General features: G+C 30.5%; 20 protein-coding genes. 8 read left to right on the top strand and 12 right to left on the bottom strand.

Translation table 11 applies throughout. The features are described 5' to 3' along the window. The first annotated feature begins 56 nt into the window (after positions 1-56). The 6 genes from dctP to Q0617_RS14870 all read left to right on the top strand — a co-directional run bounded on the left by dctP (position 57) and on the right by Q0617_RS14870 (position 5,723). Positions 57-1,070: a TRAP transporter substrate-binding protein DctP gene (gene dctP, locus Q0617_RS14895; RefSeq protein WP_298754494.1), complete on the top strand. Its 1,014-nt coding sequence runs from the start codon at positions 57-59 to the stop codon at positions 1,068-1,070. 90 nt (positions 1,071-1,160) lie between these two features. Then, a complete protein-coding gene (locus Q0617_RS14890) occupies positions 1,161-1,733 on the top strand; it encodes a TRAP transporter small permease (RefSeq protein ID WP_298754491.1) in 573 nt (190 codons plus the stop codon). Positions 1,734-1,742: 9 nt separating this feature from the next. Beyond that, positions 1,743-3,506, top strand: a complete 1,764-nt coding sequence (locus Q0617_RS14885; protein WP_298754488.1) for a TRAP transporter large permease — start codon at positions 1,743-1,745, stop codon at positions 3,504-3,506. 9 nt (positions 3,507-3,515) lie between these two features. Continuing rightward, the gene (locus Q0617_RS14880) at positions 3,516-3,968 is read left to right on the top strand and encodes a universal stress protein (RefSeq protein ID WP_298754486.1); all 453 of its coding nucleotides are present in this window, start codon (positions 3,516-3,518) and stop codon (positions 3,966-3,968) included. Positions 3,969-3,997: 29 nt separating this feature from the next. Continuing rightward, positions 3,998-5,152, top strand: coding sequence for a N(2)-acetyl-L-2,4-diaminobutanoate deacetylase DoeB2 (doeB2, locus tag Q0617_RS14875; protein WP_298754484.1), 1,155 nt, complete (start codon positions 3,998-4,000; stop codon positions 5,150-5,152). Positions 5,153-5,162: 10 nt separating this feature from the next. Beyond that, a complete protein-coding gene (locus tag Q0617_RS14870; protein WP_298754482.1) occupies positions 5,163-5,723 on the top strand; it encodes a YgjV family protein in 561 nt (186 codons plus the stop codon). Between the two features lie 12 nt (positions 5,724-5,735). On the opposite strand, the gene lhgO is transcribed toward Q0617_RS14870, so the two are convergent. The 10 genes from lhgO to aspA all read right to left on the bottom strand — a co-directional run bounded on the left by lhgO (position 5,736) and on the right by aspA (position 19,941). Continuing rightward, the gene (gene lhgO / locus Q0617_RS14865) at positions 5,736-6,923 is read right to left on the bottom strand and encodes an L-2-hydroxyglutarate oxidase (RefSeq protein WP_298754480.1); all 1,188 of its coding nucleotides are present in this window, start codon (positions 6,921-6,923) and stop codon (positions 5,736-5,738) included. 5 nt (positions 6,924-6,928) lie between these two features. Further along, positions 6,929-7,525 carry a lactate utilization protein gene (locus tag Q0617_RS14860; protein WP_298754478.1) on the bottom strand — a complete coding sequence of 199 codons (597 nt, stop codon included), beginning with the start codon at positions 7,523-7,525 and terminating at the stop codon, positions 6,929-6,931. Continuing rightward, entirely contained in the window at positions 7,509-9,458 is a 1,950-nt protein-coding gene (locus tag Q0617_RS14855) for a TRAP transporter fused permease subunit (RefSeq protein WP_298754475.1), read from the bottom strand. Before Q0617_RS14855 ends, Q0617_RS14860 begins: the two co-directional genes overlap by 17 nt. Before the next feature lie 93 nt (positions 9,459-9,551). Next, complete coding sequence (locus tag Q0617_RS14850; RefSeq protein ID WP_298754473.1) at positions 9,552-10,565, bottom strand: TAXI family TRAP transporter solute-binding subunit; 1,014 nt, start codon at positions 10,563-10,565, stop codon at positions 9,552-9,554. Between the two features lie 865 nt (positions 10,566-11,430). Continuing rightward, positions 11,431-12,495 (bottom strand): restriction endonuclease subunit S, encoded by a 1,065-nt coding sequence (locus tag Q0617_RS14845; protein WP_298754471.1) that lies wholly within the window; start codon positions 12,493-12,495, stop codon positions 11,431-11,433. Positions 12,496-12,512: 17 nt separating this feature from the next. Next, positions 12,513-14,537: an N-6 DNA methylase gene (locus tag Q0617_RS14840; RefSeq protein ID WP_298754469.1), complete on the bottom strand. Its 2,025-nt coding sequence runs from the start codon at positions 14,535-14,537 to the stop codon at positions 12,513-12,515. 103 nt (positions 14,538-14,640) lie between these two features. Beyond that, positions 14,641-15,351 carry a response regulator transcription factor gene (locus tag Q0617_RS14835; RefSeq protein ID WP_298754467.1) on the bottom strand — a complete coding sequence of 237 codons (711 nt, stop codon included), beginning with the start codon at positions 15,349-15,351 and terminating at the stop codon, positions 14,641-14,643. Between the two features lie 16 nt (positions 15,352-15,367). Then, positions 15,368-17,977, bottom strand: coding sequence for a PAS domain-containing protein (locus tag Q0617_RS14830; RefSeq protein WP_298754465.1), 2,610 nt, complete (start codon positions 17,975-17,977; stop codon positions 15,368-15,370). 63 nt (positions 17,978-18,040) lie between these two features. Continuing rightward, positions 18,041-18,532: an asparaginase domain-containing protein gene (locus Q0617_RS14825; RefSeq protein WP_298754463.1), complete on the bottom strand. Its 492-nt coding sequence runs from the start codon at positions 18,530-18,532 to the stop codon at positions 18,041-18,043. Beyond that, positions 18,529-19,941: an aspartate ammonia-lyase gene (gene aspA, locus Q0617_RS14820; RefSeq protein WP_298754461.1), complete on the bottom strand. Its 1,413-nt coding sequence runs from the start codon at positions 19,939-19,941 to the stop codon at positions 18,529-18,531. The genes Q0617_RS14825 and aspA overlap by 4 nt, the downstream gene beginning before the upstream one ends. Positions 19,942-20,171: 230 nt before the next feature. Between aspA and Q0617_RS14815 the strand changes: the two genes are divergently transcribed. Next, entirely contained in the window at positions 20,172-20,882 is a 711-nt protein-coding gene (locus Q0617_RS14815; protein WP_298754459.1) for an NYN domain-containing protein, read from the top strand. A gap of 34 nt (positions 20,883-20,916) precedes the next feature. On the opposite strand, the gene Q0617_RS14810 is transcribed toward Q0617_RS14815, so the two are convergent. Together Q0617_RS14810 and argC are read right to left on the bottom strand one after the other, a co-directional pair. After that, the gene (locus Q0617_RS14810) at positions 20,917-21,261 is read right to left on the bottom strand and encodes a zinc ribbon domain-containing protein YjdM (RefSeq protein WP_298754456.1); all 345 of its coding nucleotides are present in this window, start codon (positions 21,259-21,261) and stop codon (positions 20,917-20,919) included. Between the two features lie 57 nt (positions 21,262-21,318). Next, the gene (gene argC, locus Q0617_RS14805) at positions 21,319-22,269 is read right to left on the bottom strand and encodes an N-acetyl-gamma-glutamyl-phosphate reductase (RefSeq protein WP_298754454.1); all 951 of its coding nucleotides are present in this window, start codon (positions 22,267-22,269) and stop codon (positions 21,319-21,321) included. A gap of 198 nt (positions 22,270-22,467) precedes the next feature. On the opposite strand from argC, the gene Q0617_RS14800 reads away from it, so the two are divergent. Beyond that, positions 22,468-23,718 (top strand): ferritin-like domain-containing protein, encoded by a 1,251-nt coding sequence (locus Q0617_RS14800; protein WP_298754452.1) that lies wholly within the window; start codon positions 22,468-22,470, stop codon positions 23,716-23,718. The last annotated feature ends 4 nt before the right edge of the window (positions 23,719-23,722 follow it).

Genomic DNA, 23,722 nt, shown 5'->3' with positions numbered 1-23,722 from the left:
TAAAACAGCCATGATAACGGTGTACAAAACAATTAACAAAAAATAAAGGAAAATTTATGAAATTAATTAATTTAAAACCTCTAGTTTTAGCAGGTATGATTGCAGCAACATCTCTTAGTGCAGCAACATGGAAGTATGCATTTGGAGAGGGTACAAGTGATCCACAAGGTATTTATGCAACAGCATTCAAGAATTTTATTGAAGAGAATTCTAGAAATGAAATAGAGCTATATAAAGTAGGAAGTCTTGGTGAAGAGACAGATTTAATGGAACAAACAAGAGCTGGATTAATCCAATTTTTAGGACAATCAACAGGATACATGGGTGGAACAATTCCAGAAATGGATATCTTCACTTTGCCATATGTAATGCCTACTGATACTAAACAATTAGATTATTTCTTTAAAAATTCAAAAGTTGTAAATAAAATGTTACCAAAGATTTTTAATAAGCATGGATTAGAGTTATTATCTATTTTTCCAGAAGGTGAAATGGCAATTACAACTTTTGAAGTGTTCCACTCTCCTGCAGATTTACAAGGTAAAAAAATGAGAGTAATGCCTGGTTCTCCAATCTTAGTAGAAACATATAAAGCATTTGGTGCTTCACCACAGCCAATGTCTTGGGGTGACTTAGTTGGTGCTCTTAAAACAGGTATGGTAGATGGACAAGAAAATCCTACTGTTTGGATTGAAGCTTATGGTTTAGATGATTTAACAAAAGTATTAACATATACAGGACATGGACACTTTAATGCCTCTGTTAGTGCAAACAAAGAATTTTATGATGGTTTATCAAAAAGAGATAAAAAACTAGTTCAAGAAGCAGCAGATTATGCACATAAAACAATTTTAAGCGAAGCTCAAAAACTTGATGCATATGGATTAGGAAGAATTATTAGAACTAACCCAACATATAAAATTGTTACTTTAACTAAAGATGAAAAAAATGTATTTAAAGAAAAAGCAAAAGCTGTTCAAAAATCTTTTGCATCTAAAAGTGCATCAAACAAAAAAATAATGGAACAAATGGAAAAAGATTTAGCAGCTGCAGAAGCTAATGCAAAATAATCTTTTATAAAATTATAGTAATCCACAATTTGTGGATTTACTATAGTAGATTTCAAATTTTGCAATCTACTATGGTAAAAGGAAAATAATATGAATGATGATACAAAAAAAAATCCTTTATTAAAGACCTTAGATATCTTTGACAATCTTCTAAGTAAATTTGAGGGAGTTATGTTAGCTTTAGGTGTTATTGCTATGGCAGTAACTACAATTGCAGCAGTAGTTTCAAGGTTTATTTTTAATGATGCCTTAACAGTTACTGATGAACTAAATATGATTTTTATTGTAGTAGTAACTTTTGCAGGTTTAAGCTATGCAGCAAGAAATGGACGACATATTAGAATGTCAGCAATATATGATGCCATGCCCACAAAGGCAAGAAAAATTGCAATGATTTGCATCTCTTTTATTACTTCTATGTTTATGTTTTTGCTAGCTAAATACTCTTTTGGTTATATAGTTGAAGTTTATCAAAGTGGAAGAGTTCTTCCAGCTTTAGGTATTCCTGTTTTTTATGTATATTTATGGGTTCCTATAGGTTTTACAGTTACAGGTTTGCAATATTTTTTCACAGTAATTAAAAATATACTTGAACCTGACGTGTATCTATCAACAAGCACAAAAGATGGATATAGTGATGCTAAAAATGACATTGAAGTATAAGGAAAAATCATGAAAACTCATTTAAAACAGATTTTTATCGGGCTTTTTTTAATCTTAAGTTTTTCCATATCAAGTTTTGCAAAAGATAGCGTAACTATGTATCTTGATGAAGTTGAAATAGACAATAAAGAGCTTAAACTCTCAATATATGGTTCAGCTGAATCAGAAGACTTTGATTCGCACAAATGGCAGATAGTAAATATAGAAGTTATTGATTTAAAATCAAATACTCTAGATTTTGAAGTAGAATCAGACAAAAGAGGTTTTTGGGAAATTGAAGATATAGATATTACAAGCTTAAGTGATGGAGAACTTTTAATTAATGCAACAATGGTAAATGAAAAGAACCAAGAACTAGGTCTAATAAGTGACAAAAACACTATCAAAGATACTAGCTTTAAATTAGATGAATATCTAAAAGAACATCTTGCTATTTCTATTTTTCTTTTAATGGTAGTACTACTTCTTTCAGGTTTTCCTATGATGATACCTTTAATAGCTGGTACAACACTTGGTATATACCTTTTATTTGATGGGGATTTTTCAAAAATGGAATTTCTTATTCAGCAAATGATGGGTGGGATCAGACCAGCAGCACTTATAGCAGTTCCTATGTTTATACTCTCTGCTGATATTATGACAAGAGGTAAATCTGCTGAAAAACTTATTGATTTAGTAATGGCTTTTGTTAGACATATCAAAGGTGGACTTGCAGTAAGTACAGCCGGGGCTTGTGCTATGTTTGGTGCAGTTTCAGGCTCAACTCAAGCAACTGTTGTTGCAATTGGTTCTCCACTTAGACCAAGACTAAAAAAAGGTGGATATAAAGACTCATTTATCTTAGCCTTAATTGTAAATTCAAGTGATATTGCCTTTTTAATCCCTCCCAGTATTGGGATGATTATTTATGGTATTGTTGCAAAAACTTCTATTCCTGAACTTTTTATTGCGGGTATTGGTCCAGGACTTTTGATTCTTTTCTTATTTTCAATCTATAGTATTATATATGCATATAGACATAATATTCCAACAGAACCAAAAGCTACATGGAAAGAAAGATGGATGGCACTTTATAAAGCATTGTGGCCTTTAGGTTTCCCTTTTATTATTGTTGGTGGGATTTTTGGTGGGATTTTTAGTCCAACTGAAGCAGCAGCAGTAAGTGTAGCATATGCCATATTCTTAGAGGGTGTTGTCTTTAAAACAATGAAACTAAAAGATCTTTATGCAACTGCAAAATCAACAGGTCTTGTTACTGGTGTTGTATTTATTTTAGTTGGTGCAGGAGCTGGTTTTGCATGGGTATTATCATTTGCACAAGTACCTCAAGAGATTTTAGATGCTATTGGTATCACTTCTATGAGTTCATATCAAGTTTTATTTGTAATCTCAATAGCCTTCTTTGTGGGTTGTATGTTTGTTGATCCTATTGTTGTAATTTTAGTTTTAGTTCCAATTTTTGCACCAGTTGTAAACTCTGTAGGATTAGACCCAGTTTTAGTTGGTACACTTATTACCTTACAAGTTGCAATTGGTTCAGCAACTCCACCTTTTGGATGTGATATTTTTACAGCTATTGCAGTATTTAAACGACCATATATAGAAGTGATAAAAGGTACACCGCCTTTTATTGTTATTCTATTAAGTGTGTCTGTTGCACTTATTTTTGTTCCAGAGATTGCACTATTTTTAAGAGATCTTGCCTTTAGAGATGCAACTGCATTTGAGCTTATTCAAAATATGTTTGGGCTAACACCCCAAGCGACTAATTAAGGAGATAAAATGTTTAAAAAAATTTTAGTACCTACAGATGGTTCAGAACAAGCAAATAAGGCACTGAAAGTAGCTTGTGAAATGGCAATAGCTATTGATGGTCAATTAAATATTTTATCTGTATTTAAGCACCATAGCTTTATAGAAGGCTCTTTATCTATGCTACCAAGACAAATAAATGATAAGGCTCATAATCTTGAAGATGCATTAGGAGAATACTCAAAAGAGCTAGTAGCAGAAGCAAAAGAGCTGGCAATTAGCTTTGGAGTAAAAAAAGAAAATGTAAAAGGTTTTGTTCGTATAGGACCAACTACAAAAGAGATATTAGAGTTTGTAAAAGATAAAGATATTGAAATAGTTATTATTGGTAAACAAGGTAAAGGTGATCTTAGTGGATATCTATTAGGAGGTGTTTCACATAAAGTTGCAGGACTTTCTGATATACCTGTTTTAGTTGTATAATGAAAATACTAGAGTAAAAAGGAGTCCTTATGTATAAAGATTTTGATGAAGTCGTAGAATTTGCTACAAATTTTAGACACAATTTACATAAAAATCCTGAGTTAACTTGGGAAGAAACAGATACTGCAAAAGCCATAAGAGAAATATTAGATAAACATAATATTGTATATAAAACCTATGCGGGTACAGGAACAGTTGGACTACTAGCTCAAGATAAGGGTGGTCCGCATATAGCTTTAAGAGGAGATATTGATGCCCTTCCTTTAGAAGAGAAAACCGATGTCTCTTACAAATCAGTCAAACATCAATGTATGCACGCTTGTGGTCACGATGGACATACGGCAACTCTAATGGCAGCTGCTATTTGGTTAAAACAAAATGAAGATAAATTAACAAATCCTATATCTCTAGTATTCCAACCTGCTGAAGAGGGAGGACATGGAGCTAAAAAGATGATGGAAGAGGGATGTTTAGATGGGGTTGATATGATTTTTGGTTGGCACAATTGGCCAGCTATTAAATTTGGTCAAGCTGTATGCCCAGAAGGTACAGTAATGGCTGGAAATGGAACTTTTCATATCACACTTAAAGGTTTAGGTGGTCACTCATCTCAACCAGAAATTTGTAAAGACCCAGTTCTTGCAGCTTCTGCTTTAACAATGGCACTACAACAAATAGTAAGTAGACAAGTTGCACCTCAAGATGCTGTTGTAGTTTCAGTTACATCAATAGATGCAATAAGTGGCGTAACAGTTATCCCAGATAGTGCAAAAGTAGAAGGAAGTATTAGAGTTCCTACAAACGAACTTAAAACAAAAGTATTTCAACAAATAGAAAATATTACAAAAGGCATTGCAAGTGCTTATGATGTAGAAGTAGATATTGATTTAAGAGATAGATATCAACCAACAATTAATCATAAGGATGCAGCTTTTAAGGTAAGAGAAGTGTTAAAAGAGACATTAGGGGAAAACTGGCAAAGCAATATTGCAACACCAATTATGGCAAGTGAAGATTTTAGTTACTACTTAAATGAAATTCCAGGAGCCTTTGCTCTAATAGGTAGCGATGATGGAATTGAAAAACATCAAAAAGCTTGTCACAATGTACACTATGATTTTAATGATAAACTAATAAAACCAGTTAGTATATCTCTTATGAGATTAGCTAATTTTAACTTCTAAAGAAAACTAAATGTTTTCTTTTTTTGTGCCTTTGCTAGGTGTACTAGCAATAATCTTAAATGCCATAGGTATGGCAATAAAAGATGTAATAAAAACTAAAGTTTTATTAGGTACTTCAATTGCTTTTATAATCCCTGATTTATATTTAAGTAATGGTATTCATGGGGTTTACCAGTCAATTGTTATAGCTATTATGTATTATATTGGAGCCTTAGAATATAGAAGAGTTGAAAAAGTAATACTCTACTCTATTCCATTTTTCTCTATATTTTTACTGCTAGGACTAAAAGAGTATGAAGGACTATTTTTAGTATTGGCCTCAATTACAACGCCTTTGGCTACTATTTCAAAAGATTCATTTAAAATGAAACTTTTACTTTTGATTTCTACTATCTCGTGGGGTACTTATGCTTTTCTTATGGAAGCTTGGTTTGCCTTTGCTTTTGATTTATTAGGAGCATTTGCCTTGATATACTTTTTTGGTCAATACAGAAGAGAAAAGAAAGCAAGAGAACTACTTAATAAAGCGTATGATGAATTTGAGAAAGTAAAAGAAGAGGTATTACCTTAAAATAAAATGATTTTATTTTAAGATATGTTCTTCTACTACCCAGTTTGCAAAAGGAATAGAAGAAGTAAAAGCAGGACTAACTGCATTTAAGACATGAACAGAGTTTTCATCGGATTCTACAACAAAATCTTGTACAAGTTCTAAGGTGTGTTTGTTTAAAAGTTGTGCTCTTATACCTGGAGTACTCCAAGAATCAAAACCATCATGATTCATATTTTTAGTTAGTTTCATAGCTAGGTTTTTAAAGTATTTAAAATTGTATTTTTTTATCTCACTAAAAGCTAAACTTCTAAATGAAAAGGCATCTGTAATAAAAAGTTTTAACTCATAATATGAGATTTCTAAAAACTCTTTAAAAGAAAAATTATCAAGACCCTTATAGTTCTCTCTCCAAAAAGCAGGGATGGCTGTGGGTCCTATTTTACTCTCATTATCAACTGTTAAAGTATAATGAACTCCTAAAAAAGGATTTGCTAAGTTTGGTACGGGATAAACATTTGTTCTTAGTTGAGAAACATTTGTTTTATCTTTTAAATATACTCCTTTAAAAGGAATGATTACATAATCTTTTGAAAAGCCATAATCTCTTGCAATTTTATCAGCATATAAACCTGCACAATTTATCACTTTTTTAGCGTAAAACTCGCCCTTACTTGTAAGAACAGCATCATTACTTGAAGATATATATTTACAATCTAAAAGCAACTCAACACCCAACTCTTCTATAACCTTAGCAAACTCTTTTGTTACTTCTTTTGGATTTACAGTTGCAGTACTTGGACAAAGAAGTGCTTTTTCATGAGTTTTTATATTAGGATAAAGAGTATTCAGTTCTTCTTCTGTTAGCCATTGCAGTTCAACGCCATTGGCATCTCCCCTATTTTTTAACTCTAACAATCCAATTAGTTCATCATCATTTGTAGCTACTACTACTTTTTTACACTCATTTATTTTTAGATTTCTCTGTTTACAAAACTTTTTAAGGGCAATATTACCCTCTTTTGTAAACTTTGCCTTAAGTGAGTTTGCAGTGTAATAAAACCCAGCGTGTAAAACCCCTGAGTTTCTTCCACTACTGTGCATGGCAACTTCAGGCTCTTTTTCTATAACTAAAATTTTACTTTGGGGAAATCTATCTTTTAAATTCTTAGCAATATTAAGCCCAATAATTCCTGCACCAATCACCAAATAATCATACATATTTTTTAATACCCCAACTCTTCATTTATTAAAATTATAGTGATTCTATCTTTATCATCTGCTTTTACCCAAGTGAATTTATTGGCGATATTATCAAGGTTGTGTCTTGGTTCTTTTCCCATCTCTATTGCTTTGTTATTCATTCTATCTATATTTTTAACAGCTGCAACTTCCATGACTCTTTTAAAACCATCTTCAAGATTTTCAACTATTTTATTTACTCCAACAATTGCTAAGATTTTTTTTGGGCCATAACAAAAAGCGGCTACTCTATTTCCACTTCCATCTGCATTTACTATTTTTCCATCTTTTGTTAAGGCATTTATTCCCGTAACAAAAATATCAGAGACTAAACCTTGTCTTCTTCGCTCTTTATTTTCATCCATAGTAATGCCAGCTTCATATTGGTTATGAACAGTTATATCTTTTTTATTTGTAATATATTCAAGTAATCCTATCTCACCTACTGTAACTGAACCACCAAGACCTACACTCATCCCTTCTTTTATAAAAGTTTTAGATAACTCAAATGCTTCTTTTTTTGTTTGTACAAAGTGTGCATCATAGCCACAAGATTTAAGAGTTTCAATTAACTTCTGCATATTTTCTTCCTTCTTTAAACATCATTTTATGTAGTAGCATTGAAGCTGCAAATATTGCAAACCCTACTAGATGTGTATTTTGAACTATACCAAAATATGTCTCAAAGTTATATGCTTCATCTTCTGTTAATAACAGTATTCCAGCTACTGCAAACATAACTCTTTCTAATATCATCATCTTTTTATCCCAGAATCCTTCCATAACTATAGAAAAACACATTATTCCAAAAAATGCAAAGGTAAATACCTCAAACCTCTCAAACCAAGAACCAGTTACAAGGGGAGTAAAAGCAAATAGTAAAGGAATAATATACATACCCTTACCTATTTTCCAAGAGACTAAACCAGTCTTCATAGGAGGTGTTTTTGCTATTGCTGCGGCTGCAAAAGCTGCCAAACAAACAGGAGGTGTAAGATTTGAATCTTGAGATAACCAAAATATAATCAAGTGGGCTGACAAGAGATACATAGCTACTTCTGGAAGCTCAATACCTGCATTTACAAGTGCTGCCATTTCTGGACTTAACATTAGTCCCACAAGTGCAGGAGCAGATAAAACAGACAATACTACATAAGAAGCAGTTACAGGTAATCCCATACCTAAAATAAGTGAAGCAATAGCTATTAAAACAATAGCTATAAGTAAAGAGTTTCCTGACCACTCCATAATTAATTGTGAGAAAGTAATTCCTACTCCTGAGATATTTATAACTCCCACAATAATACCAACAGCAATTAATAAAACACCAGTTACTACCATATTTTGACTTCCTAGGGCTAAGGCTTCTAAAATCTCTTTTATTCCCATTCTTTTATTTTTAGTTAAATATGAAGCTAAAACAATAGTAACTATCGCAATTGAAGCTGCATAGGTAGGAGAAAAACCATAAATTAAAAGCCCAACTAAAGTTGTCAATGGAATAATAAAATGAAACCCTTCCCTTAATATTGGAAGAATTTTAATGTCATTGTCTTCACCTTTTATATTGTTCTCTTTAGCATGAATATTGATATAAAAAGCAATTGAGGCAAAATATAAAATCGCAGGTAAAATAGAGACTGTTACAATTGTCACAAAAGGTATATGGGTAATTTGAGCCATAATAAAAGCCCCTGCTCCCATAATAGGTGGCATAATTTGACCACCCGTACTAGCTGCTGCTTCTACTGCTGCTGCAAAGGTTCCTTTAAAGCCTGCTTTTTTCATCATTGGGATTGTAATAGATCCAGTTGATACAGTATTTGCAACTGCACTTCCAGATATAGTTCCCATCAAAGCTGATGAAAAGACTGCCACATGTCCAGTTCCCCCTGTATATCTCCCTGCAACTGCATTTGAAACATCTACAATAAAATCTCCAGCTCCAGATTTTAATAAAAAAGCTGCAAAAAGTATAAACATAAATACATAAGTAGAAGAGATAGTAGCTATGGGTCCAAAAAGCCCTTCACTTGTATAATACATTCTATACAGAAATCTCTCATAATGCATTCCGCCAAAGGCAAAAATACCTTCAAAATATTGTCCTAAAAATAGGATATAAGAGATACACAAAATGATAATTGCAGGAATAATATACCCTGTTGTTCTTCTTACCATCTCTATGGCAAGGGCAATTGTAAGACACACTACAATCACATCACTTGTTCTCATTTGTCCATTTCCAACAGCATACAGACTCTCTTCAAATAAAACCATATATACAAAGGTACTTATTGAAAGAAGTGCAAAGATGATATTAAAGATACTTATTTTATTTTCACCCTTTGATGATTCATATGTTAAAAATCCAAGTGAAGCTAACAGAGCAAAGTGAGCTGAGTTAAACCATAAATCACTAATCCCACCCCAAATATTTACGTAAAAGTGAAAAAGTGAAATCAATATTGCATATATAAAGGTTATCTCTTTGAAGTATTTTATTTGTATCATGATTATTGTCCTTAAGTTTATAGGATACATAAATGATTTTTAATCACTTATGTAAGATATATATGAGATAAAGAGAGTAAAAACTCTCTTTATTTATTCTACTAGTGAAGCTGGTATTTTGATACCTTGTTCTCTATAATATTTTGCAGCACCTTCGTGTAAAGGCATAGGCAGTCCATCTATCGCTTTTTGTAGAGACATAGCAAGTGTTGCTTTATGTACACTATTTAAAAATGGTAGATTTTCATAAATTGTTTTTGTTAAAAGATAAACTGTTTCTGCTGGTGTATCTTTTGTAACAACAAGTAAGTTTGGCTGTGCGATAGTATTTATATCTTTTTCTTGTCCTGGATATGTTCCAGCTTTAATAGTAAAAGGAGTCCATACAGGATAGTTATCATTTATTGCTTTTAAATCATCTGCATTGAAATCAAGTACTTTGATATTGTCATTTCCAATTGATGCAAATGCATTTGTTACAGCTGATGTTGGAGGACCTGAAGGAGTAGTCATACCTTGTACTTTTCCATCTTGAAGTGCAGTTGAACTTGGGCTATAACCTAAGTACTGTAAATCCATTTTATTGAAATCAATTCCAAGTGAACTTAAAATAGTCTCAGATGAAACTCTAGAACCAGAACTTCTTCCACCTATAGAAAATCTCTCCCCATAAAGATTTTTTATATCTTTGATATTTCCAGTTTTTGCATATTTACTTTTAATAGTAAATTGTTCAACATTTTGCCATAACATTGAGATTGATCTTAGATTTTTTTGAGCATTTCCCTCATATTTATCTTTACCTTGCCAAGCCATAGAACCAAATAACCCCTGTAAAATTGCAAAGTTAACTTCGCCTTTACCAAGCATGTCCACATTTTCATTACTTCCTGCACTTGTTATTGCAGAAAATGTTGTTTTATGTTTTTTTGCTAATTTTATAGAAGCAATAGTTGCAATACCAACACCAACTGGATAATAAGTCCCACCTGTACTAGCTGTTGCTATTACATACTTAGTTTCAGATGCAGCATTTGCACCACTTAGCATTGCTGCAGTTATAACTGAAGTTGCTAATAGTTTTTTGAAAATTGAAATATTTAACATGATATTCTCCTTTGTTTTTGTACAAAGAAAGTATATCATATTTTGAAACTGTATTGTTTCAAAATTGTTTTAAATTATGAAATTTGTTTTAAAAGTACTACTACATAGGAGTTTTAGAGAATGAGTGTAAATGATGTTTTGAAACAAATGGAGTAAATGTATCTAAAAACAACTTTTTGTGGAATGTATTAATTTATATTTGTTCTCTCTTGAAGAGGTAAACCTCTCCGCTTCTCTTACTTTTGTATTGACGAAAAGTAAGCAAAAGCAACTACGGCTTCGGAGGCAAAGCTTCCCTCATTTATTATTTTTAATTTCTAGCTTGCGGAACTCACAAAAAAGAGTGAGTTTATCACTCTTTTTTATTCAAACAGTCCTCAGCTTTTTCCGAAATGAAAAATAAACATTCGGCTCCTGCAGATGTAGAAAGAAATCTCTTCGGTTGTTTCTTTACTTTTGAAGTTTAAACTATCTAGTGTAAATTAGAGTAAATTAAAATAAAGTATCTAAACAAATCAAAAATGCAAATGTCCTTATCCCACCTTTGATTCCAACATCTACAGAAGCTGAGCGTTTGTTTTATCTTTTCGGAAAAGGCTTGCAACTGTTTGAGTAAATAAATGTGCTGGGAGGAGCATATTTGTTTATGAGTTTTGCAAGACAGAAAAGATAAAACAATAAGTGAAGGAACCCAAAGGGCTTCGCAGCCGTTGGTGATTTTGCTTACTTTGTTCACACAAAGTAAGAGAAGCGAAGACCTTTAGGTGTTCAAGAGAATATAGAATATAGAATATATATTTTATTAAAAATTAAAATTCAATTTACAAATAATTAGTATCCTTTCCCAAAATTTTCAAAAAACATGTCATTTTGCAACATTTAGCTTTTTATTTGTATATAAAACAACATCTTTGATAACTTGTTTTTGAATAGCTGATATAAGTGTTTCCATAGTTTTATAGTCTGGTTGATTGTTTTTTATTGGAAGTGAAATATCTAATTCATCGGCATCTTTTGGATAGAAATTTCTTCCATAATTAAACTTACCTGTATAAGATGTTTTATGTATTGCACTTGTTATAAAAACTGATGCAAGTTTAGGTAGGTTTTCAGTGTGTACAACTGAAATATGATCATCTCCTCCATATTGATAATTCCTATATTTTGCTGAGCCGAACATATCAATTGTTATAGTATTTTTTGAAAAAATATTTACATTATTTCCAATAAAATCTGAAATCCCTTCATCTGATTCACCTGCTGTTACAAAAGGCAAACTTCCTGAAATTCTATCATCACTTTTTAGTCTTTTTCCACGAGTTGATTTTCCAAAAAGTTTTTCAAGATTAAATCCATTCCATTCAATAATTCCATTTTCAAAATTTTCTAAAACTTTTTGTTCTTCATCTGTTAAAATATAATCTTTTAATTCATTAGCTAATAAATAAGTTTCAAGCTTTGATATTCGCTCAGTTTCAAGTTCTGTTATGAAACTTTCCATAAAATCAAAATCTATTTTTTGATTTTTTGTTGGGAGCTTTATTTTTTTAGATTTAATTTTTGTCCAAGAACACATATTTTCATAACCAAATTCTTTATTTAAAAAGTGAAATGAATTTACTATAAATAATCCTTGTTTTTGTGAAATCATAAATTTAGGCTTTAATGAAAAAACTCTAGCATGTGTTACCATTTTATATTTAAACTGACGATAAAATGCAAAACCAAACATATCAATAGTTATTGTATTTGCATCAAATATTTTAGCTTTTATATCAGTTTTTCCTAAAATTCCATTTTTAGTTAAACCAGCTGTAATAACATAATTACCAAGTCCATTAATATGCCCTTTTTGAATATCAAAATCACCATTAAAACTATCAAATAAATCTTTTAACTCAAATTCACCCCACTCAACATTTTCTAACATTTTGTTAAGCGAGGTATCTACTTTCCCTCATCACCTCTTTGTTTTAAAAGTGTAGAGACTTCCCAAGTTAAGTAGTCACTTACAGTTTTTTTAAAATCTTCTAATGTTGGTTTAGTATCTAAGGGTGCTGATTGGTTCCAGTCTGCTCCGTTTGTCGGGTCAATATTACCTTCATAGTATTCTTTTTCACTAAAGATATTTAGCTTACTTTTTCCAAAACGCACTAAGTTTACAAGCTCTTCGTAACGCTCTTTTGCACGGTCTGTATCTTTTAGGTTGTTACTCGCTTTTTTACGGTTTGTTCTTGTGTAACCATCGTTTGAAAAGTTTATAAATTTTACCATCTCATCTTTGTGATGTTTTTCATTGACTTTAAAAACATATATATTGGTTTGCACACTTGCTTTTCCTATAAATATATCTACAGGCATTTTTATACTTGCATATAAAGTGTGTTTTTCAAGTATTTTTTTACAGTACTCTCTTGCTTTTCCAGAACCTGCTGAGTTTTGTATGATGATTGCGGCGTATCCTTTGTTCATCATGTCCAGAGCTTTTTGTACAAAAACCATCCCATTTCCATCTGCTGAATATGGAGGATTTAACACAAAAGCATCAGCAGGAAATTTACTGTCAGTTTTACCAAATCCATAGTTTCCATCAAAATCTGCTAGTGAATCTTTATTTAAAATGTTTGAGCTTCCATCACCCATAAGAATCATATTTAAGATAGCCAACATATAAACACTTGAAAGTAACTCTAAACCTAGGAGTTGTTCTGCTTTTATTTTTATCTGTTTTTGAGTAAGCTCATCAGGTGAAGGGATACTCTCTTTTGCATCGTTTAACATCTCATTCATAGCTGCAACTAACAGACCAGCTGAACCAGTAGCAAAATCCCATACATAAGAATCTTTATTTACCCTTGCTAACTTTACTAAAAGTGTACCAATATATGAAGGAGTTAGAACTACATCATTTAGCTTGTCTTGTGAGAAACCAAGCCAACCATACATCTCATTAAAAAGTTTTCCTGTAAAATCTGTCGTTAAACCTATCTTGTAATATATCCCTAAATCATCTACAATTTTAGTAAATACTCTTTTTAGTTGACTCTCACCATTTTGTACTTTGTTGATGTTTTCAGTAAGAAGAGTATTTGATAATGTTCTTATGATTAACTCTTTTTTTTCTTGTGGAATCCCTTTTTCGTTTAAAAAAGCAGTAATTCTACCAATGACAATATCTCCATCTCTCCCACCAACAAATGTCTGTGATTTTAAATCTGTTTTATCTAAAACAGGAACTTTATTTGGTATTCCAATCGTTGCTATAATAGAAGCAGCTACAAGATAAACACGGTCATTTTCCCCTAAGCCTTTTTCATTTTGATAAATGTCGTTGTTAAGTTTTACTAAGCTAGCATCAATCTCTTTTTCTTTTTGTGCTTTTAGAGTGTCTAGTTCTTCTTGTGTAAGATGTAAGTTTTTCACATCTTCAATAAAGCTGTCAAAATTCTTATCTGCTAAAAAAGAAAAATCTGAAAAATCTCCAACTCTTTGTCCCACTCCCAAGTTGTCTTTTGAGACAAAATAGACACCTATTTCATGTTGAATATCTCCCTTAGCATCTTTATAGCCTGTCATACCTATAGCGATAATATCTGTGTAGTTTGTATGGTGCAATAGAGCATTTGCATAATGAACTGCACCATTTACTGCAAAATCTTTTATATTTTTAAAATTTGGTTCATTTTTAGCTGTTTTATTTTCAACTTGTCCGTTAGAGTTAAGCTTTTCTAGTTTTCCTTTAACTCCTTTATATTCAATAAGTACTGGGAAATAGTTTGTATTTTTATCTTTTAGTAATAGTTTAGCATCAGGACGATTTCCACCTTTCCCACCACCTTTAGATTCATACTCTTTAAGAGCCTTGTCTATTTGACTGTTTAAAGATTCTTGTTCTAGTTTATAATCTAATTTATAAGATTTAAGCCATCCGTTAGCTAAATCTGCAATATTTGGTTCTATTGATTGTGCCATTTATTTTCCCAATGTATTTCTTTTATTATGTCTGTAAAGTTTAGATTTGATATTCTAGCTGAAGATTGATTAATGTTAATTTTGATGTACAACTGTTTATTAATTACCCTCTCTCAATCAAATACCCCAACCCCTTCTTAGAAACAATAAAATCATCATCAGCTATCTTATCTTTAACCCTTTTTATAACCGTACGCATAGTAGCATCAGAAGTATTAATATCGTCCCAAATGAACTCTTTTAGATACTCTTTTGTTTTTATCTCTTTTATATTTTTAATTAAAGCCTCTAAAAGAAGTTTCTCTTTTTTTGATAGGTTTACTAACTCATCATTTCTATATAGAAGATTTGTTTTTCTATTGTATTGATATGTACTATTTAAAGCTATGATTTCTTCTTCTACTGGCTCATTTGATTTATCTTCTAAAACTTTTGATTTGACCTTTTTTAACATCTCCATCATATTTTTTACTTCTAATGGTTTTACAAAATATGAGATAACATTTAGGTTTATAGATTTGAAAAGATACTCTTCATCTTTGTAGGCTGATACTATTATGAACTTTTGATTTTCATTTATAGCTGTGATGTTTTCAATCATAGTTAGTCCATCTACATTTGGCATTTGTATGTCTGTTAAGACTAAATCAAATGTTTTATTATCTTTATATGCTTTTTCATATAAATCAAAGCCCTCTTTTCCATCGCAAGCAATCTCTACTTCATCAAAAACTGTATCAAGGTAAAAACTTAATATTTCTCTTGCATCTTCTTCATCTTCAACTAATAATACTCTTGTAATATATTCATTCATAATTTTTCCTTAGAAGTTAGATATTTAGTGTAATAATAAATCTTACACCCTCACTTATATTTTCTACTTCAATCTTTCCTTTCATATTAGTTTCTATTATTGATTTTGTCATATATAAACCTATGCCTGTACCTTGGGTTTCAAACTTAGTTGTAAAATATGGTTCATAAATTTTATATAAAATCTCTTCATCTATATTTCCTCCATTGTTTGATATTTCTAAAATCAATTTATCATCATCTTTATGAAGGGATATGTTAATCAAGGCTTCAAACTTTTCTTTCTGTTTTTTTAAAAGAAGTGCATCTTTTGCGTTGTTTAAGATATTTAATAAGGCTTGTTTTAGCTCATTTTCGTAGTTTGTTATTTCAATCTCTTCATACTCAAAATTTATTTTAATATTTTCACTTTCATATTGATTTTTTATCATATCAAGCAGAGTATCAATAGACTCATTTACAAAGAACTTATTTTGAGTTTTTGAGGGTTTATAAAAGTTTCTAAAGTCATCGATAGTATCACTCATATACTCGATATGTTTATTTGCTTTGTTCATAAACTTATCTAGCTTCTCATCACTTACTTCTTTATTTTTGTAATTATCCCGCAAGAATTGCAGTATCAAAGAGACATTATTTAAAGGCTGTCTCCATTGGTGGGCAATATTTCCTAGCATCTCACCCATGGCTGCTAGTTTATTTTGCTGGATAAGAATTCTATCTTTGTCTCTATTTTTTGCAAGTTCATCTTGAACTTTTAATTTAAGTTCCTCTTCGCTAAGTTTTATTTTCGTAATATCATTTAAATATCCATAGAAATGGCTTACTTGTCCAGAGTGATTTTTTATAAGTATTACCCTACTTGATATCCATCTTGTCTCATTTGCAGCATTTATTATTCTGCATGTAAAAGTAAAGTTTGGTAGGTCTTTTTTTACAGCTGCATTAATAGCAACTTGTACATCATCTATATCATCTTTATGGATTAGTTCCATAAACTTTATATTCTCATTTTCAAACTCTTTTTTACTATATCCAAAGGTTTGAATACTATTTGAGATATATTGCACTGATAGGTTTTCATTATTTAGAAGTTTGAAAATTACAATCTTTCCATCTTCAACTAAAAGTTCAACATCAAGTAGCTCTTTTTTCATCCTTTTATTTTTATCTATATCCATAGACATCATAAGCATTCTATCTAGTTCATTATTATCATCAAGGAAAGATTTACCTCGGGCAAGTACCCATTTAAATCCCTCATTTTTAGTCTTTAATCTATATTCACAAATAAAAGTATCATCGCCTTTTGCAAATATTTTGTCAAAGAGTTTTTCTACATTTGCTTTATCTTCGTTGTGTATTAAGTTAAACCAATCAGAAAAAGTCAAAACTTCATCTTTTTCATAACCAAACATATCTAGCCATTTATCAGAAAAATATATTTTTTGTGTCTTAAAATCAATATCCCATAATCCATCATTTGAAGCAATAATTGCCAACTCAAATCTCTTTTTCCAATGTATTAAAGAGACAGTTTTATTTTCCAGTTCTTTGTTATACTCATTGATAATTGTTTTGATAAAGTTTGTAAAAAGATAAGTAAGTAAGATAAGTAAAGCAGCACTAACTAAGATATAAATAAAGATTTTAAAAAGTAGATTTCTATAATCATTTTTTATTTTATAAATAGTATCTTTTATCTCATTTTCTACAATTTTTTTATCATAAAATCCTGAGACTAAAAAACTGTATTTCTCATAAAAGTAACTGTAGTTTTTAAATTTATCACTATATTCAAAGTCATTAAAATAGTGGTTTAAGATGTCATATGATTTGTTTGATTTTTTATTTTTGAATAATACTGCGGAGTCTGCATATTTTTTTTGACTGTTAAAATTGTATGTTTTTTGTGAGATAATATCATAAAACCAAATATCAAACTTGTTACTATTTATCGCATCTATAATTGCTGTTTTTGTAATCTCTTTAATAGAATTTATTGTAGAAAAGGAACCTATGTAATACTTTTCTTTGCCAATAACTAACCTATCAAAGAAACTCAACCTTACAGTTTTTGCAACATCATCTTTCCAATATTGAAGGTTGTTTTTACCTTGAGAATAAATATATTTTAAAGTAAAGTCTTTATATTTTTTCTCCTTGTAACTATAAATTAGATTTTGCAAGTAGTAAATTGATTTGTTCCCATATAAGATATTTAGGCTATCTTCTTTAAAAATAGCAAGATTTATATTGTTTGTTTTTTCTATTTCTTTTAGGTATTTATTTAACTTATCATACTCTTTTAGCTGATTTGATTGAATATATCCAACAACTTTATAGGTTATATTCTTAAGATGTATCTCTTCATTTGAGAATCTGTCTTTTAATCTTTTTTCAACATAAGACTTGAATCTTCCTATCTCCTCTTTTTGAGCAAATTCATAATTTAAAGAGTATTTCTGTTTAAGTAAATCTATCTGTCGTGTTTGTTTAGAATCTAAAATAAAAAAGGTAATAAGAAAAGACAATAAAGCGATTACGATTATAAATATAAGGGGTATTTGAGAATATAATCGCTCTATATCATTTAAGCTGTATTTTTTTTTGTTTTTTAAAATCATTTAATAACCTGTTTCATAATTGTTTCAGACTTAACAATTATATTGAAACTTTATTAAATATAGCTAATTAATTAAAAATTGCCCTACTGATCTATCTTTTTTAAGTCTGCTGTGTTCTACAACAACCCCATGCATAGAGATATAAAGGCCTGGGTTAACATCTGCATTTAAAAACCCCAAAGCTTGTGAGAAGTTCATTGTTGCTTCTACCTCATCTATACTCATAGGAACCATAGCACCTGTAAAGACTATCTTTTTACCTTCAATTTTTCCTTCAAAGAATTTTGAAGTTAAGTCTACTGTATCAGTTCCATGTATGATTATGATTTTGTCACTTGTGCTGTTTTTAACCTCATCTAAAATAGTTTGTCTATCTTCATGCGTAAAATCTAAGCTATCTTTTGAAACTATATTTTTAATATCAAAGTTTATATTGTGGCAAGACTTTATTATCTTATCTAAAGCTACACTATCACTAGGAACTTCAAGTTTTCCTTTGATAGGGTTATATCTTTTGTTAAAAGTCCCACCAGTATTTAAAACTGTTATATTCATCTAACTTCCTTAATCAAGTTGTGTACCATATTTCCTGGATGTAAAAGATCATCTAACTCTTCTTTTGTAAATAGTTCTTGTTCTAAAATAATATCGTATACCCTTTTATTTGTAGCCAAAGCCTCTTTTGCTATTGCTGAACTTTTTTCATACCCTAAGATTGGATTTAGACAAGTTACTAGGGTAACAGAATTTAAGATGTTGTTCATACAAACCTCTTCATTAGCAGTGATTCCTTTAACACACTTTTCACCTAAAGAGTAAAATGCTCTTCTCATCATATTTATAGAGGTAAATAGTTTATATGCAATAAGTGGTTCAAATACATTTAACTGTAACTGTCCACCTTCACTAGCTATTGAGATAGTTGTATCAGCACCTATTACTTCAAAGGCAACTTGGTTTACAACTTCTGGGATTACTGGATTTACTTTTCCAGGCATGATTGAACTTCCTGGCTGCATTGGTGGAAGATTTATCTCATTGAATCCTGCTCTTGGACCAGAACTTAGAAGTCTTAAGTCGTTACAAATTTTTGACATCTTAATTGCAACTCTTTTTAGTATCCCAGAAATATGAACAAAAGCTCCAGTATCTTGTGTTGCTTCTATTAAATCTCCGGCATTAATATAATCTATTCCTGTTACTTCTCTTAGATTACTAATAACCTTTCTTTGATATGCAGGTTTTGAGTTTATTCCAGTACCTATTGCAGTTGCTCCTAAGTTAACCTCTTTTAAAAGTGCTTGTGCATCTCTTAGTCTAAAAATATCTTCATCAATCATAACTGCATAGGTTTTAAACTCTTGACCTAAAGTCATAGGAACAGCATCTTGAAGCTGTGTTCTTCCCATTTTAAGTACATCTTTAAACTCTACTGACTTCTCTTCAAAACAATCTCTTAAATACCGTAGACTATCTTTTAATTTATATATTAATTCATACAGAGTTAATTTAATAGCAGTAGGATATACATCATTTGTAGATTGACTCATATTTATGTGATTGTTTGGATGGATGATATCATAAGAGCTTCTTGGTTTTCCAAGTATTTCTAAAGCTCTATTGGCTATTACTTCATTTGCATTCATATTTGTAGAAGTTCCAGCTCCACCTTGGATAGGGTCAACTATAAACTGATCATGAAATTTTCCATCAATTATCTCATTACAAGCTTGAACGATAGCATCCCTTTGAATATCTGTTAAATCACCCAACTCATAGTTTGTCAATGCACAAGATTTTTTAACCTTTGCAAGGGATTTTATAAAAGTTGGAAATAAAGATAAACTAGTATGAGTAATATCAAAATTTTCACTAGCTCTTAAAGTCTGTATTCCATAATAACAATCTTTTTCTATCTTTTTTTCACCTAAAAAATCTTTTTCTATTCTATATAAAGTTTCCATATGACCTCTTTTATCTTATTTGTAGTTATTCAAAATACTATTATAAATTAGTATGTAAAAAGTGTGCTTTTATTCTACTATAAAAAAATTACAAACAAAGAATATACTACTTAATAAAAACTCTACAGCCATATAGATTATAAAACTCTTAAAACTTTTCTATCTATTAGAATATCTTAAATAAAAACACATGTAATTAGATATAATATTTGATATAAAGGATTTAATAAATGGAAGAAATGAGTACAGATAAACTTGCAGTCTTAATAGATGCAGATAATGCCCAAGCTTCTGTTATCTCTGAACTATTAGAAGAGATAGCAAAGTTTGGAATTACAAATATAAAAAGAGCATATGGGGATTGGACTACTACTCAACTAAAAAGTTGGAAAGATCACTTACATACCCATGCCATACAGCCAATTCAACAGTTTAGTTATACAAATGGAAAAAATGCCACTGACTCATCACTAATAATTGATGCTATGGATATATTACATGAAAATCGTCTTGATGGTTTTTGTATAATCTCTTCAGATAGTGACTTTACAAGACTGGCTACAAGAATCAGAGAATCAGGACTTAAAGTATATGGCTTTGGGGAACAAAAAACACCAGAAGCATTTATCTCTGCTTGTGATAAGTTTGTATATACTGAAAACTTGCGAGAAATAAAAGAAGTACCACAAACAAATAATGAACAAAATAGATTAAAAGATATAATCACAAAAGCAGTAATTGCTGTATCAGATGATGATGACTGGGCAAATTTATCAGCAGTAGTTAAACATATAAATAAAAACTACCCTTCATTTGACCCAAGAACATATGGATATGATAAGTATGGTAAACTAATGAAATCATTGGATTATCTAGAGTTAAATGAGATACCCTTTAATAAAAATAGAAATGTACATATCTTTATAAGAGTGATTGACTAAAAGAGGTATAAAGAGAGTTTTCTCTCTTTATAGTTTATTGTTTTTTTACAAACTCTTGCTTAAGTTTAATAGCACCTACACCTGGCACTTTACAATCGATATTATGACCATCATTTCCTTCAACAAGTCTAATACCTTTTATTTTAGTACCAACTTTGATACCAGATGAGCTTCCTTTAACTTTTAAGTCTTTTACAACTGTTACATCATCACCATCTTGTAAAATAGTTCCATTTGCATCTTTTACTACTAATATATCTTCATCTGATTCTACTTCATTTGCTGACCACTCATGTGCACACTCTGGACAGATTAATAAACTTCCATCTTCGTATGTATATTCACTTCCACATTTTGGACAATTTGGTAATTGGCTCATCTATTTCCTTTTAAATTTTTTTGGAATTGTAAGATATTAACTTAACAATGTCAAATATTATATTTTTAACCCTAATTTTTCATCAAGACCTAACATAATATTCATATTTTGAACAGCAGCTCCTGAAGCTCCTTTTCCAAGGTTATCAAGTCTTGAAATCACAAGCATATAATCTTCACTATCATAAACTGATATTTCGATTCTATTTGTGTTGTTACAATTCATTGCATCTAAAAAACCATCATCAAGATACGCAATATCATCTTCGATGATTTTAACAAACTGCTCATCTTTGTAGTAATCTTTATATATTGCTAATACTTCTTTTCTTGTAATCTTTTTATTTAAAAATTCACTCTTTACTAAGTATGACATTACAAGCATACCTTGCTTAAAGTTTCCAACACTTGGCGTAAAAAATGGTGCATGTTTCAATCCTAAAACATGTTTCATCTCAGGCAAGTGTTTATGACTTAAACCTAATGCGTAAGGTCTTTGACTATCAAACTTACCTTTGTTTTCAGGCTCTTCATAAGCATCAATCAAAGCTCTTCCCCCACCACTATATCCTGTAATAGAGTGACATACAATCTTATCTTTTGGCGAAACAATACTATTTTCTAACAAAGGTTTCATAGCCATAATAAATCCACTTGCATGACAACCAGGTACACAAACTCGCTTAGAGTTTTTTATATTTTCTCTTTGTGTTATAGTTAGTTCAGCTATTCCATAAGTCCACTCTGGGTTTGTTCTGTGAGCTGTACTTGCATCTATTACTTTTGTATTTTCATTAGTTATTAAAGCTACTGACTCTTTTGAAGCAGCATCAGGTAGACATAAAAAAACTAAGTCAGCTTCATTTAAAAACTTTTTCTTAATCTCAATATCTTTTTTCTCTTCTTCACTTATTGTTAAAAGCTCTAATTCACTTCTATTCTTTAGCATTTCATTTATTTTTAATCCAGTTGTTCCAAACTGTCCATCTACAAAAATTTTATATTTCATTATTTCTCTTTTTAGTTATAATTTAGATATTTTAGCCTCATTTAGTTTAATTTTATATATTTTCATTTTGGTTAAATTTTTTTTACCATTTTAATAAACTTTTACTATTGTTTTTGTACAATGCCAAGAATGTCTCAGGTTGAGATGCCATCATAACTTTTAGATGGACCAAGATTAACTATAATTTTGGAGAATTATTTGAACAACCATAATCACTGTATATCTTTATTTACTGGAAACCTATACCCTTCAAAAGAACTATTTTTAAAACTTGAAAATGCTTTTTTAACTGCAAATATTCATGATATTATTGAAGTTGTATCTTTAAAAGAGAATATAGAAATAGAACTTAGAGGTTGGACAAAACTTAAAGGTCATCTATATTTAGGTCGTGAAAATTTAGGAGCTCAATTCTCTTATAAAATTCAAAAAATTAGTAAAAATAATTTTGAAAGCTCACCATCTTGGGGAAAAGAACTAAAAGGTATTGAAACTTCAAATCCAAAACTAAAAGATTTGAATTTAAGCCATGAAATTTTAGCAAAAGCTCCCAATAGCAATGGTCTTTTAACAAGAGGAATGATAACCCAAGAAGGTACACCTTCATATGATTTTGCACTTTCCCATAAAGAATTAGTTTGGTCAGAACCTGTTTCTGTACTTTATGAAGAAGGTAAAAACTTACAATGGAATGCTACAACTGATATTGCTTGGAATGAGATACCAAAACTAAATCCAATCATTGAAAAAGCTATTTGTCAAATAATGACATATTTAGTTGAAAATGAATTTTCAGCTTTATATATTCCAGGAAAATTTATTAGTCAAATCAATCCTTATTATATGGAAATTCCACTTTTTTTATCTTCACTTATGAATGATGAAGCGCGACATATTGAAGTATTTACAAAAAGAGCCCATGCTTTTGGTGCGGGATTTCAATATTCAAGTGAAGTTACACAACGCTCACTTTATTCACTATTTAAAGAAGATGATTATATAAAAAGTTCATTTTTACTTCATGTTATGGGAGAAGGTACTTTTGTTGATTTATTAAGTTTTTTAGAAAAACATATGCCTGATGATGCCACAAGAAAAATCATAAAACTTGCTAAAAGAGATGAAATGAGACACGTATCATACGGCTTAGAGCATGTAAAATCTGCAATAGCACAAAATCCAAATCGCATCAACTCTTTAAAAGCAACAGCATATAAGAGAAAAGAGTTTATGGATGAAGTTAGTGGAGAGTCTTCTTTGTTATTAGAAGCCCTAGCTATTTTAGCTGGTGGAAGTGATGCTCCAAATGACTATAAAAAAGGTTTTGATTTAGTTGAAGAATTAAAAGAGACTATGAATACAAACAGAGTAAAGAGATTGATAGATATAGGTATGGATGAAGAGTTGGCAAATGACATTTCAAAAGTTCATACACCAAATTTTATGTAGGAAA

The organism is uncultured Arcobacter sp., from assembly GCF_937982575.1.
Taxonomy (GTDB): Bacteria; Campylobacterota; Campylobacteria; order Campylobacterales; family Arcobacteraceae; genus Arcobacter.
Note: the sequence above shows the minus strand (reverse complement) of the source record. Positions and strands in the feature narration are given on the sequence as shown.